Here is a 13,477-nt window from a genome sequence, read left to right on the forward strand (position 1 = left end):
CACAATAAGCGGCTGACGGATTAACCGCCAAACTTCTTGCGGATCTGCTGGACGGTGCGCAGCTGGGCTGCAGCCTCGGCCAGACGTGTGGCAGCGGCGCCGTAATCGAAGTCCGCGCCTTTTTCGTTCAGGGCATTCTCGGCAGCCTTGAGAGCTGCCTGAGCCTGAGCTTCATCCAGGTCGGCGGCACGTTGCACGGTATCGGCAAGTACCTTGACCATGTTCGGCTGAACCTCGAGGAAACCACCGGAGATGTAGAACACCTCGGCTTCCCCGCCTTGCTTGATCAGGCGGATCGGACCCGGCTTGAGATTAGTGATCAGCGGCGCGTGACCCAGAGCGATACCAAGATCACCCAGTGCACCGTGCGCAATCACCATCTCGACCAGGCCGGAAAAGATTTCCCCTTCCGCGCTGACGATATCGCAATGGACTGTCATAGCCATCTGATTGCCTCAACCTAAATTAGCGCCCGTTGCCGGGCGCCGGGATTACAGTTTCTTGGCTTTCTCGATCGCTTCTTCGATGCCGCCAACCATGTAGAACGCTTGTTCTGGCAGGTGGTCGTAGTCACCGTTGAGGATGCCTTTGAAGCCAGCAATGGTGTCTTTCAGGGAAACGTATTTACCCGAAGCACCGGTGAAGACTTCAGCCACGAAGAACGGCTGCGACAAGAAGCGCTGGATCTTACGAGCACGGTTAACCAACTGTTTGTCGGCTTCCGACAGCTCGTCCATACCCAGGATCGCGATGATGTCTTTCAGCTCTTTGTAACGCTGCAGAACGTACTGAACGCCGCGAGCGGTGTCGTAGTGGTCCTGACCGATCACGTTCGGGTCCAGCTGACGCGAAGTCGAATCCAGTGGATCTACCGCTGGGTAGATACCCAGGGAAGCGATGTCACGGGACAGAACGACGGTGGCGTCCAAGTGGGCGAAGGTGGTCGCTGGCGACGGGTCGGTCAAGTCGTCCGCAGGTACGTATACCGCTTGGATCGAGGTGATCGAACCTTCCTTGGTCGAAGTGATACGTTCCTGCAGAACGCCCATCTCTTCAGCCAGGGTCGGCTGGTAACCTACTGCCGAAGGCATACGGCCCAGCAGTGCGGATACTTCAGTACCGGCCAGGGTGTAACGATAGATGTTGTCGACGAACAGCAGAACGTCGTTACCTTCGTCACGGAACTTCTCGGCCATGGTCAGGCCGGTCAGTGCTACGCGCAGACGGTTTCCCGGCGGCTCGTTCATCTGACCGTAAACCAGCGCCACTTTGTCCAGAACGTTGGAGTCCTTCATCTCGTGGTAGAAGTCGTTACCCTCACGAGTACGCTCACCCACACCGGCGAACACGGAATAACCGCTGTGCTCGATGGCGATGTTACGGATCAGTTCCATCATGTTTACGGTTTTGCCTACACCGGCACCACCGAATAGACCGACTTTACCGCCCTTGGCGAACGGGCAGACCAGGTCGATAACCTTGATGCCGGTTTCCAGCAGGTCGTTGCCGCCTGCTTGCTCGGCGAACGAAGGTGCTGCGCGGTGAATGCCCCAGCGCTCTTCGGTGTCGATCGGGCCAGCTTCGTCGATCGGGTTACCGAGGACGTCCATGATCCGGCCCAGGGTCGCTTTACCGACCGGTACGGAGATGGCTGCGCCAGAGTCGGTGACTTCCAGACCGCGCTTCAAGCCCTCGGTGGAACCCATCGCAATGGTACGCACCACGCCGTCGCCCAGCTGCTGCTGAACTTCCAGGGTGGTTGCGGCCGCGCTTTGTACAGTCAGCGCGTTGTAGATGCTCGGTACGCTGTCGCGTGGAAATTCCACGTCGATAACGGCGCCGATGATTTGAACGATACGTCCGCTACTCATAGCTGGATCCTCTGAATATTTGAACCGTTAAACCGCGGCAGCGCCGCCGACGATTTCCGAGATCTCTTGGGTGATCGCAGCCTGACGCGCCTTGTTGTAGATCAGCTGCAAATCGCTGATCAAATCACCGGCGTTGTCGGTAGCGTTCTTCATCGCGATCATCCGCGCAGCCTGTTCAGCCGCGTTGTTCTCGACCACCGCCTGGTAGACCTGCGACTCGACGTAACGGACCATCAAGCCGTCAAGCAGCTCTTTGGCGTCCGGTTCGTAGAGATAGTCCCAGTGGTGCTTGAGATCCTGATCCGGGGTTGCCACCAGTGGAATCAACTGCTCCACGGTAGGCTGTTGCGTCATGGTGTTGATGAACTTGTTGGACACCACGGACAGGCGGTCGATACGGCCGTCCAGGTAGGCATCCAGCATCACCTTGACGCTGCCGATCAGATCATTGATCGACGGCTCTTCACCCAGGTGGCTGATAGCTGCAACGACGTTACCGCCGAAGTTGCGGAAAAAGGCCGCACCCTTGCTACCGACTACACACAGATCAATCTCGACGCCGTTTTCGCGGTTTACCGCCATGTCCTTGACCAGGGCCTTGAACAGGTTGGTGTTCAAGCCGCCGCACAGACCACGGTCACTGCTCACGACGACATAACCGACGCGCTTGATTTCGCGGTCGATCATGAACGGGTGGCGGTATTCCGGGTTGGCGTTGGCCAGATGCCCAATTACCTGGCGGATACGCTCCGCATAAGGACGGCTAGCAGCCATGCGCATTTGTGCCTTGCGCATTTTGCTGACCGCCACTTTTTCCATGGCGCTGGTAATCTTTTGCGTGCTTTTGATGCTCGCAATTTTACTGCGAATCTCTTTTGCGCCTGCCATGTAACACCTATCAGGTTAGCAAGCGGGAGCCTCGCGGCTCCCGCTGCGGCTTACCAGGTTTGGGTGGCCTTGAACTTCTCGATACCGGCTTTCATGCCAGCGTCGATTTCGTCATTGAAGTCACCTTTAACGTTGATCTTGGCCATCAAATCGGCGTGATCGCGGTTGAAGAAAGCGATCAGCGCTTGTTCGAAGCTGCCGACCTTGGCGATTTCAATGTCAGTCAGGAACCCACGCTCAGCGGCATACAGCGACAGCGCCATGTCAGCGATCGACATTGGTGCGTATTGCTTCTGCTTCATCAGCTCGGTAACGCGCTGACCATGCTCAAGTTGCTTGCGGGTCGCTTCGTCCAGGTCAGAAGCGAACTGGGCGAATGCCGCCAGTTCACGGTACTGAGCCAGAGCGGTACGGATACCACCGGAGAGCTTCTTGATGATCTTGGTCTGAGCGGCACCACCCACACGGGATACCGAAACACCGGCGTTCACTGCAGGGCGGATGCCCGAGTTGAACATGGCCGATTCCAGGAAGATCTGACCGTCGGTGATGGAAATCACGTTGGTCGGAACGAACGCGGAAACGTCGCCAGCCTGGGTTTCGATGATCGGCAGTGCGGTCAGGGAACCGGTTTTGCCGGTCACTGCGCCGTTGGTGAACTTCTCTACGTATTCTTCCGAAACGCGGGATGCGCGCTCCAGCAGACGGGAGTGGAGATAGAACACGTCGCCTGGGTAAGCTTCACGGCCTGGTGGACGGCGCAGCAGCAGGGAGATCTGGCGGTAAGCCACTGCCTGCTTGGACAGATCGTCATAAACGATCAGCGCGTCTTCACCGCGGTCGCGGAAGAATTCACCCATGGTGCAACCGGAGTACGGTGCCAGGAATTGCAGCGCAGGAGATTCCGAAGCACTGGCAGCCACGATGATCGTGTTGGCCAGGGCGCCGTTTTCTTCCAGCTTGCGAACCACGTTGGCGATGGTCGATTGCTTCTGACCGATGGCTACGTAGACGCAGAAAATGCCGCTGTCTTTCTGGTTGATGATCGCGTCGATCGCCAGAGCGGTTTTACCGATCTGACGGTCACCGATGATCAGCTCACGCTGGCCACGGCCGACAGGGATCATGGCATCGACAGCCTTGTAGCCAGTCTGTACAGGCTGGTCTACCGACTTACGCCAGATCACGCCTGGAGCAACTTTCTCGACCGCGTCGGTCTCGGTGTTGCCCAGTGGACCTTTGCCGTCAACAGGGTTACCCAGAGCATCGACTACGCGGCCCAGCAATTCCTTACCAACAGGAACTTCGAGGATGCGGCCGGTGCACTTGGCGCTCATGCCTTCAGCCAGCGACTGGTAGGAGCCCAATACCACGGCACCTACGGAGTCCTGCTCCAGGTTGAGGGCCATACCGTAGACGCCGCCCGGAAACTCGATCATCTCGCCGTACATGACGTCGGCCAGACCGTGAATCCGCACGATGCCGTCAGATACGCTGACGACAGTGCCTTCGTTACGGGCTTGGGAGGTCACATCGAGCTTGTCGATGCGGCCCTTGATAATTTCACTTATTTCGGAAGGATTGAGTTGCTGCATTGCTCTGCTGCCCCTTCAAACTCAAGATTTCAATGCTTCGGCAAGTTTCGCGATTTTGCCGCGAATCGAGCCATCGATAACCAGGTCGCCGGCGCGGATCACGACACCACCAATCAAGGCAGCGTCCTCCGCAACTTGCAGGCGCACTTCCCGGTTGAGTCGTGCACTGAGAACCTTGGCGAGTTTGTCTTGCTGTTCTTGGTTCAATGCAAATGCACTGGTTACTTCAACGTCTACCGATTTCTCTTGTTCGGCCTTGTACAGGTCGAACAGAGCGGCGATCTCCGGCAGAAGCAGGAGACGGTCGTTTTCGGCAACGACGTTGATGAAATTGCGTGCCTTTTCATCAAACTTGTCGCCGCACACGTCAATGAACGTGGCGGCCTTTTCTGCGCTCGTCAGTCGCGGGGCCTTGAGCACGCGCTGCAGGGTGTCGTCTTGCGACACCGCTGCTGCCAGGCCGAGCATGGCTGACCAATTGGCCAGTTGCTGGTGGGCCTGAGCGTGCTCGAAGGCCGCCTTAGCGTAAGGTCGGGCCAACGTGGTCAGTTCTGCCATGATCGCCCTCGCTTAGATTTCAGCAGCCAGTTGGTTAACCAGCTCTGCGTGCGCGTTTTGATCGATTGTGGCACCCAGGATCTTCTCGGCGCCGCCGACAGCCAGCAAGCCCACTTGGGCACGCAGCTTGTCTTTGACGCTGTTCAGTTCCTGTTCGATCTCGGCTTGAGCCTGAACCTTCACACGGTCAGCGTCGATACGGGCTTTTTCAACAGCCTCTTCGACGATCTGGTTACCGCGTTTCTTGGCTTGCTCGATGATTTCAGCTGCCTGAGCTTTCGCTTCGCGCAGTTGCTGACCCGCTTTCTCTTGGGCCAACTCCAGGTCGCGAGCTGCACGGCTGGCAGCGTCCAGACCATCAGCGATCTTCTTTTGACGTTCGTGCAGAGCAGCGATGACCGGAGGCCATACATACTTCATGCAGAACAGTACAAAAATCAGGAACGCAACGGACTGGCCAATCAGGGTCGCATTAATGTTCACGCCAACACCTCGCAGTTACGTTGTCCATCACACCAAATTACCCGGAAGATCCGAGTAATCAGCCAGCGATCTGACCAACGAACGGGTTCGCAAAGGTGAAGAACAGAGCGATACCAACACCGATCATGGTTACGGCGTCGAGCAGACCGGCAACGATGAACATTTTCACTTGCAGCATTGGAACCATTTCTGGCTGACGCGCTGCGCCTTCCAGGAACTTGCCGCCCAGCAGGCCGAAACCAATTGCGGTACCCAGTGCGCCCAGGCCGATCAACAGTGCAACAGCGATAGCGGTTAGACCAACTACAGTTTCCATCTTTCCTCCCGACTTTTACGTCGTATGGTTTAGGTTTTTTAGATTAAAGCGGTAAAACAAATCGTTTCAGCTGCCCCGCAAGGAGCTCCCTCCCGTTTGACCGGGAGGAACATCAGACTAGTCGAGACTGGTCTTAATGGTTTTCTTCGTGCGCCATCGACAGGTAGACGATGGTCAGCATCATGAAGATGAACGCCTGCAGGGTGATGATCAGGATGTGGAATACAGCCCACGCCCACTGCAGAACAACGCCCAGGCCGCTGAGCCAGAGCAGGCCGCTGCCGAACATCACAGCGATCAGAATGAACACCAGCTCGCCGGCATACATGTTGCCGAACAGACGCAGAGCCAGAGAGATCGGCTTGGCGATCAGGGTGACGAATTCCAGCAGGAAGTTCACCGGGATCAGCAGGGCCTGAACGAAGATGTTCTTGCTGCCGAACGGGTGCAGGGTCAGTTCGCCGATGAAGCCGCCGATGCCCTTGACCTTGATGCTGTAGAAAATGATCAGTGCGAACACCGAGAACGCCATGCCCAGAGTCGCGTTCGGGTCGGTAGTCGACACGGCGCGGAACGGGATGTGGGCATCGCCGGAGATCAGGATGGCCAGCTGAGGAATCCAGTCGACCGGTACCAGGTCGACGGCGTTCATCAGGAACACCCAGACGAAGATGGTCAGCGCCAGCGGTGCAATCACCGGGCTACGGCCATGGAAGCTGTCTTTCACGCTGCCATCGACGAATTCGACCAATACTTCAACGAAGTTCTGCAAGGCACCCGGCTGACCCGACGTCGCTTTCTTCGCCGCCATGCGGAAAAGAAGAACGAAGATCAGACCCAGCGCGACCGACCAGCCGAGGGTATCGACGTGGAAAGCCCAGAAGCCCATTTCCTTGGCCTCTGCTGCGGTGTGGGCAAAGCCCCAGCCGCCGTTGGGTAGCTGACCGAAAGTCAGGTTCTGCAAGTGGTGCTGGATATAGCCCGAAGCGGTTGTCTCTGCCATGGTTGCCTCAAACGCCCTAAGGTCTCGAAAGTCTTGTTCTCATCAGCAGGGGAGCGAACCAGCTGACCGACTGCGTCAGCACGAACACGCCGAATACTGCGATCGGCGCCAGTGGCTTCACACCTGCGAACACCAGTGCAAACAGCACTGCCGTCAAAATAAGTTTGCCTGCCTCGCCGGCATAAAAAGACCGGACGATGGACTGGGCTGCTCGGGCGCCGGAAAACCGAAATGCCCTGTGAGCGAAATAAACATTGGGCAGCAAGGCTATCAGGCCTCCGCAAAGTCCCGAGTATCCGGCAACGACTCCATGCCATTGCCAGAGCGCCAAAGCGGCAATGAGCAGAATGACAAATTGAGCCATCAACACCGGAAAAACCGCCAGGCGATGGAAAGGCAAGCGGTTTGGCGTGCGGGTTTCCATCACAGTTGCTCTCCAATGGTCGGCTGCCGAAATTCAATAACTTGGCATAATTTGTGCCGACAAAATGCGCGCAGAGTATAGGGGCGGTTCTGCCCCTATTCAACTGTCAGGTAGTGATTTCCGACTGCGCGCTACATGAGGAAATGTTTCAGCGGATGTGTGCGAGCACACCTTGAAGCTCGTCGAGCGAGTTATAACCAATCACCAATTGGCCTTTGCCCTTCTTGCCATGGCGAATCTGCACCGCAGAGCCTAGGCGCTCGGCCAAACGCTGCTCGAGGCGAGCGATGTCCGGGTCGGGTTTGGCAGCTTCCACAGGCTCCGGTTTGCCACTCAACCACTGGCGAACCAGTGCCTCGGTTTGGCGCACAGTCAGCCCTCGTGCGACAACATGTCGCGCCCCTTCGACCTGCTGATTGTCCGGCAGACCGAGCAAGGCACGCGCGTGACCCATTTCCAGGTCACCGTGCGACAGCATCGTCTTGATCACTTCAGGCAGTGCAATAAGTCGCAACAGGTTAGCCACAGTCACCCGCGACTTACCCACAGCCTCGGCGACCTGCTGCTGAGTCAGCTGGAATTCCTGCTGCAAGCGCTGCAAGGCGACGGCTTCTTCGATCGGATTGAGGTCTTCACGCTGGATGTTCTCGATCAGCGCAATCGCAATGGCGGTTTCATCTGGCACATCGCGAACCATCGCCGGGATGGTTTCCTGCCCGGCCTGCTGACTGGCGCGCCAGCGGCGTTCACCGGCAATGATCTCAAACCGACCGCCGCCAATCGGGCGTACCACGATCGGCTGCATCACGCCCTGAGCCTTGATCGACTGCGCCAGCTCTTCCAGGGCCTGCGGGTCCATGTCACGGCGCGGCTGATATTTGCCGCGCTGCAGCAGGTCCAGCGGCAGGTGTTGCAGTTCGCGGGTGTCGGCCTGCGCGGCTTGTTCTTCCAGCGCGCTGACCGTCGGACCACTCAGCAGTGCATCCAGTCCACGTCCGAGACCTCGTTTCTTGACGGCCATGGGGATTCCTTAAGTTGGCTGAGCAGCAGCAATGCGTGAATTTTTGCGCTGACGACGAACCATCTCGCCCGCCAGAGCCAGATAGGCCAGAGCGCCACGCGATTGCTTGTCGTAAGCCAGCGCCGGCATGCCGTAGCTCGGTGCTTCGGCCAAGCGAATGTTGCGCGGGATCACCGTGTCGTACAGCTGATCGCCGAAGTGTTCCTTGAGCTGCGCCGAAACATCGTTCATCAGGCTCAGGCGCGGGTCGTACATGGTCCGCAGCAGGCCTTCGACTTTCAGGTTCGGATTGAGCAGTTCAGCGATGCGCTTGATGTTATCCACAAGGTCGCTCAAACCTTCCAGCGCAAAGTATTCGCACTGCATGGGGATAATCACCCCGTCAGCGGCGACCAGTGCGTTGAGCGTGAGCATCGACAGCGACGGTGGGCAGTCGATCAGAATGTAGTCGTAGTTGTCACGGATCGGCGCCAGCGCACTGCGCAGACGGCTTTCCTTCATCTGCATTTCCAGCAGCACCACTTCGGCCGCGGTCAGATCGCGGTTGGCCGGCAGCAGTTGATAACCGCCGTGCTCGGAGAAGTGCATCGCCTGGCCGAGGTCGCATTCACCGATCAGCAGATCGTAGACCGAGTTTTCCAGACCATGTTTATCCACACCGCTACCCATGGTGGCGTTGCCCTGTGGATCGAGATCGATCAACAGCACCCGGCGCTTGGTCGCGACCAGGGATGCTGCGAGGTTGATGCAGGTGGTGGTCTTGCCCACACCACCCTTCTGGTTCGCTATCGCGAATACCTTAGCCATTCTTGCTTGTGTTCCCAATCATGCCGTGCGGCGCAGTATCAGCAGATGGCGTTGGCCTTGGCAACCGGGGACGGCCAGGGCGTGTTCGCTATCGAGTTTGAAATCTGCCGGCAATGCTACCAGCTCATCGGCCGGATGAACGCCCTTCATTGCCAGCCAGCGTGTATCGGCATCGCCCAAGTGGCGAGTCCAGTTGGTGAAGTTTTCCATGCTGCTGAATGCCCGGGAAATGATCCCGTTGAATGGCTGCGCAGGCTGGAAGGCTTCTACGCGACTGTGGATAACTTGCAGGTTATCCAGCTTCAGCTCCAGTTTGACCTGAGTCAGGAAGCGGGTTTTCTTGCCGTTGCTGTCCAGACAGGTCACTTGCGAGTCCGGATAAAGGATTGCCAGCGGAATACCAGGCATGCCACCGCCACTGCCGACATCGAGCCAGCGACCGTTTTCGATGAACGACATCACGCTGAGACTGTCGAGCAAGTGCCGCGAAACCATTTCGTCTGGATCGCGCACGGCGGTCAGGTTGTAGGCCTGGTTCCATTTGATCAACAGGGCCAGATAACCCAGCAGCAATGCGTGCTGGGTTTCTGTGAGATTGACACCGAGCTCGCGGGCTCCTGTGGATAACTCTTCGGCATGTTGCGAAGTGACCTTGGCACTCAAGCGCTTTGCTCCAACTGACGGCCCGCGCCGCGTTTTTTCAAATGAATCATCAACAGCGAAATCGCTGCCGGGGTCACGCCCGGGATCCGCGAAGCCTGGCCCAGAGTCTCGGGACGTGTGGCGCCGAGCTTGCTCTGGATCTCCTTGGACAGACCCGAGATGTTGGTGTAATCGATATCCACAGGCAATTTCGTGTCTTCGCTGGCGCGCAGACGGGCGATTTCGTCCTGTTGGCGGTCGATGTAACCGGCGTACTTGGTCTTGATCTCGACCTGCTCGGCGACCTGTGGATCTTCGGCGCCCTGCCCGGTCACTTCGACCAGACCGGCGTAATCGATTTCCGGACGGCTCAACAGGTTGAGCAGGTTGTACTCGTGAGTCAGCGGTGTGCCGAATTTCTCGGCAATCGCATCGCCCTGCGGGGTATTCGGTCGAACCCAAGTGCTTTTCAGGCGCTGCTCTTCCAGTTCGATGCTTTCGCGCTTCTTGCAGAAGGCCGCCCAGCGCGCGTCATCGACCAGACCGAGCTCGCGACCTTTTTCGGTAAGACGCAGGTCGGCGTTGTCTTCGCGCAGAATCAGGCGGTACTCGGCTCGCGACGTGAACATGCGGTACGGCTCTTGAGTACCGAGGGTGATCAGGTCGTCGACCAGAACGCCGATGTACGCTTCATCGCGGCGCGGACACCAGGCTTCTTTGCCCTTCGCGCGCAGTGCAGCGTTGGCCCCGGCGAGCAGACCTTGAGCGCCAGCTTCTTCGTAACCGGTGGTGCCGTTGATCTGCCCGGCGAAAAACAGACCGCCGATGACTTTGGTTTCCAGGCTGTACTTCAGGTCGCGCGGATCGAAGTAGTCGTACTCGATCGCATAACCCGGACGCACGATGTGTGCGTTTTCCATGCCGCGGATCGATTGCACGATCTGCAATTGCACGTCGAACGGCAGGCTTGTGGATATCCCGTTCGGATACAGCTCATGGGTGGTCAGACCTTCCGGTTCGATGAACACCTGATGGCTTTCCTTGTCGGCAAAGCGATGAATCTTGTCTTCGATCGACGGGCAATAACGCGGGCCGACGCCTTCGATTTCACCGGCAGCGGAATACATCGGCGAACGATCGAGGTTCGCCGCGATGATTTCGTGGGTGCGGGCATTGGTATGGGTGATCCAGCAGCTGACCTGACGGGGATGCTGTTCCTTGTTGCCCATGAACGACATCACCGGGATCGGAGTGTCACCCGGCTGCTCGGTCATCACCGAGAAATCCACAGATTTCCCATCAATACGCGGCGGTGTACCGGTTTTCAGGCGCCCGACACGCAATGGCAACTCACGCAGACGGTGGGCCAGAGCAATCGACGGTGGATCACCGGCGCGACCGCCGGAGAAATTCTGCAAACCGATGTGGATAAGTCCGCCGAGGAAGGTACCGGTGGTCAACACCACGGAATCGGCGAAGAAACGCAGCCCCATCTGTGTAACCACACCACGGACTTGCTCCTGCTCGACGATCAGGTCGTCAGCAGCCTGTTGAAATATCCACAGGTTCGGCTGGTTTTCCAGGATTTCGCGTACAGCTGCCTTGTAGAGAATCCGGTCGGCTTGCGCACGGGTCGCCCGTACGGCCGGACCCTTGCGGCTGTTCAACACGCGAAACTGGATGCCGCCCTTATCGGTAGCCATGGCCATCGCGCCGCCTAGGGCATCGATTTCCTTGACCAGATGGCTTTTGCCGATGCCACCGATGGCCGGGTTGCAACTCATGGCGCCGAGGGTTTCCACGTTATGCGTCAGCAACAGGGTTTTTGCCCCCATGCGAGCTGACGCCAGTGCTGCCTCGGTACCGGCATGACCGCCGCCGATGACGATCACTTCAAAACGGGAAGGGAAATCCACCACGCACCTCGTGCCTGCTTAAGTAGGTCATTCAGGAAATAGTTGAGCTCAGGTTTCTGGACCTGGTCGGCAAGTATAGGGACTTCGCCCTTTCTAAAGAACCCTTTGCACAAAATTTAACCAGCTGTGGAGAACTCGAGGTTAAAAGAATAAAAAAGAGAGAAATTTATAAAACCTTTGTTTTTATGTTTATTCTTACTGAACCACCTTTCTGTGGATACATCGCTACAGGCCTTGTTTTTTAAAATGTACAGAGATCCAAAACTCTGTGCTCATGTGGCAATGAGGCCATTGGATAACCGGTTTAAGCCTGTGGATGAAAGGGGTGGTTATCCACAGCGTGGGTTATCTCCAGTTTTGAGGCCCTGTTATCAACTGCCCTCAGTGGCAGTTATTCACAGGGCTTAGTCCACAAAAATTTGATGGACGAAGAGGTACCAGGCAGCCGAAAACCGCTCAGGGAGAAAAAATCAGCCCGGCACTCTTGGAGGATTTTAGAAAAGAGGGAAGCAGACAGGTCGCGAATGGACCTGTCTGTGAATAGCAGGAGGGTTATTTGCCGATGCAGAAGCTGGAGAAAATCCTTCCGAGCAAATCATCAGAGCTGAACGCCCCGGTAATTTCACCCAGGGAATGCTGAGCCTGGCGCAGATCTTCGGCGAGCAATTCGCCTGCCCCGGCCAGGGTCAGTTGCGCGCGGCCATGTTCCAGTGCCGCGCTGGCGTGACGCAGTGCTTCCAGATGCCGGCGACGTGCGCTGAAGCTGCTTTCCGAAGTCTGCTCGTAACCCATGCACGCCTTGAGGTGGTCCCGCAGCAGATCGAGGCCTTCGGCGGACTTGGCGCTGAGACTGATGGTCACGTGGCCGTCGTCACTGGTCTCCAGAGAAACCGCATCACCGGTCAGATCGGCTTTGTTGCGGATAAGGGTGACCTTCGCCGGGTCCGGTCGAGACTCGAGAAATTCTGGCCATAAGGCAAAAGGATCCAGTGCCTCTGGTGCGGTCGCATCGACCACCAGTAAAACCCGATCCGCTTCACCAATGGCTTTCAAGGCCCGTTCAACACCGATTTTTTCCACACGATCATCGGTGTCACGCAGGCCTGCGGTATCGACAACGTGCAACGGCATACCGTCGATGTGGATATGTTCGCGCAGGATATCCCGCGTGGTGCCGGCAATCTCGGTAACGATGGCAGCCTCGCGACCGGCCAAGGCATTCAACAGGCTGGATTTACCGGCATTCGGCCGGCCTGCGATGACGACGGTCATGCCATCACGCAATAACGCGCCCTGCCCCGCTTCGCGCAATACTGTGGATAACTCATCGCGTACTTTGTCGAGCATGCTCAGCACATGGCCGTCGGCGAGAAAGTCGATTTCCTCTTCCGGGAAGTCGATGGCGGCTTCGACGTAGATACGCAAGCCGATCAGTTGCTCGGTCAGGTTATGCACACGCTGGGAAAACGCACCCTGCAATGAACGCAGCGCATTGCGCGCAGCCTGGGCAGAACTGGCTTCGATCAAATCGGCGATTGCCTCGGCCTGGGCCAGATCGAGTTTGTCATTGAGGAAGGCGCGCTCGCTGAATTCCCCAGGACGGGCCAGACGACAACCCAGTTCCAGGCAGCGCTTGAGCAACATGTCCAGCACGATCGGGCCGCCGTGGCCTTGGAGTTCCAGCACGTCTTCGCCGGTGAACGAGTTCGGCCCCGGGAAATACAAAGCCAGACCTTCATCCAGCACTTGCCGGTCGTCACTGAAAAACGGCCCGTAATGGGCGTAACGCGGTTTCAGCTCGCGGCCGCTGATGGCTTTTGCCGCCATGCTGGCCAACGGCCCGGAAATACGGACGATGCCCACACCGCCGCGCCCTTGAGCGGTGGCGACAGCGGCGATGGTTTCACGGGGTGTGCTCATAAAGCGGCATCCAGACAAAAGTGGCAGATAGCA

At 57.6% G+C, this 13,477-nt stretch carries 14 protein-coding genes; all 14 read right to left on the bottom strand.

The genetic code is table 11. The features are described from left to right. Positions 1 to 20: 20 nt before the first annotated feature. A complete protein-coding gene (locus tag D8U82_RS24595; protein WP_016772407.1) occupies positions 21 to 446 on the bottom strand; it encodes a F0F1 ATP synthase subunit epsilon in 426 nt (141 codons plus the stop codon). 45 nt (positions 447 to 491) lie between these two features. After that, entirely contained in the window at positions 492 to 1,871 is a 1,380-nt protein-coding gene (gene atpD / locus D8U82_RS24600) for a F0F1 ATP synthase subunit beta (RefSeq protein ID WP_016772406.1), read from the bottom strand. Between the two features lie 27 nt (positions 1,872 to 1,898). Then, positions 1,899 to 2,759, bottom strand: coding sequence for a F0F1 ATP synthase subunit gamma (gene atpG, locus D8U82_RS24605; protein ID WP_007911960.1), 861 nt, complete (start codon positions 2,757 to 2,759; stop codon positions 1,899 to 1,901). A gap of 50 nt (positions 2,760 to 2,809) precedes the next feature. Further along, entirely contained in the window at positions 2,810 to 4,354 is a 1,545-nt protein-coding gene (gene atpA / locus D8U82_RS24610) for a F0F1 ATP synthase subunit alpha (RefSeq protein ID WP_016772405.1), read from the bottom strand. A 21-nt stretch (positions 4,355 to 4,375) separates the two neighbouring features. Beyond that, the gene (locus D8U82_RS24615) at positions 4,376 to 4,912 is read right to left on the bottom strand and encodes a F0F1 ATP synthase subunit delta (RefSeq protein WP_016772404.1); all 537 of its coding nucleotides are present in this window, start codon (positions 4,910 to 4,912) and stop codon (positions 4,376 to 4,378) included. 12 nt (positions 4,913 to 4,924) lie between these two features. Further along, the gene (locus tag D8U82_RS24620; protein ID WP_016772403.1) at positions 4,925 to 5,395 is read right to left on the bottom strand and encodes a F0F1 ATP synthase subunit B; all 471 of its coding nucleotides are present in this window, start codon (positions 5,393 to 5,395) and stop codon (positions 4,925 to 4,927) included. Between the two features lie 58 nt (positions 5,396 to 5,453). Continuing rightward, entirely contained in the window at positions 5,454 to 5,711 is a 258-nt protein-coding gene (gene atpE, locus D8U82_RS24625; RefSeq protein WP_003097235.1) for a F0F1 ATP synthase subunit C, read from the bottom strand. A gap of 133 nt (positions 5,712 to 5,844) precedes the next feature. Further along, the gene (atpB, locus tag D8U82_RS24630) at positions 5,845 to 6,714 is read right to left on the bottom strand and encodes a F0F1 ATP synthase subunit A (RefSeq protein WP_016772402.1); all 870 of its coding nucleotides are present in this window, start codon (positions 6,712 to 6,714) and stop codon (positions 5,845 to 5,847) included. A 16-nt stretch (positions 6,715 to 6,730) separates the two neighbouring features. Then, positions 6,731 to 7,138, bottom strand: a complete 408-nt coding sequence (locus D8U82_RS24635) for a F0F1 ATP synthase subunit I (RefSeq protein WP_016772401.1) — start codon at positions 7,136 to 7,138, stop codon at positions 6,731 to 6,733. A gap of 148 nt (positions 7,139 to 7,286) precedes the next feature. Next, entirely contained in the window at positions 7,287 to 8,159 is an 873-nt protein-coding gene (locus tag D8U82_RS24640; protein ID WP_007960777.1) for a ParB/RepB/Spo0J family partition protein, read from the bottom strand. A gap of 9 nt (positions 8,160 to 8,168) precedes the next feature. After that, positions 8,169 to 8,966, bottom strand: a complete 798-nt coding sequence (locus D8U82_RS24645) for a ParA family protein (protein ID WP_016772400.1) — start codon at positions 8,964 to 8,966, stop codon at positions 8,169 to 8,171. 18 nt (positions 8,967 to 8,984) lie between these two features. Next, the gene (rsmG, locus tag D8U82_RS24650; RefSeq protein WP_123441912.1) at positions 8,985 to 9,629 is read right to left on the bottom strand and encodes a 16S rRNA (guanine(527)-N(7))-methyltransferase RsmG; all 645 of its coding nucleotides are present in this window, start codon (positions 9,627 to 9,629) and stop codon (positions 8,985 to 8,987) included. Then, positions 9,626 to 11,524 carry a tRNA uridine-5-carboxymethylaminomethyl(34) synthesis enzyme MnmG gene (gene mnmG / locus D8U82_RS24655; RefSeq protein ID WP_122603541.1) on the bottom strand — a complete coding sequence of 633 codons (1,899 nt, stop codon included), beginning with the start codon at positions 11,522 to 11,524 and terminating at the stop codon, positions 9,626 to 9,628. Before mnmG ends, rsmG begins: the two co-directional genes overlap by 4 nt. A 552-nt stretch (positions 11,525 to 12,076) precedes the next feature. Continuing rightward, positions 12,077 to 13,444, bottom strand: a complete 1,368-nt coding sequence (mnmE, locus tag D8U82_RS24665; RefSeq protein ID WP_130888860.1) for a tRNA uridine-5-carboxymethylaminomethyl(34) synthesis GTPase MnmE — start codon at positions 13,442 to 13,444, stop codon at positions 12,077 to 12,079. Between the last annotated feature and the right edge of the window lie 33 nt (positions 13,445 to 13,477).

It is taken from the genome of Pseudomonas sp. Sample_23, from assembly GCF_004307595.1.
GTDB lineage: Bacteria > Pseudomonadota > Gammaproteobacteria > Pseudomonadales > Pseudomonadaceae > Aquipseudomonas > Aquipseudomonas atacamensis.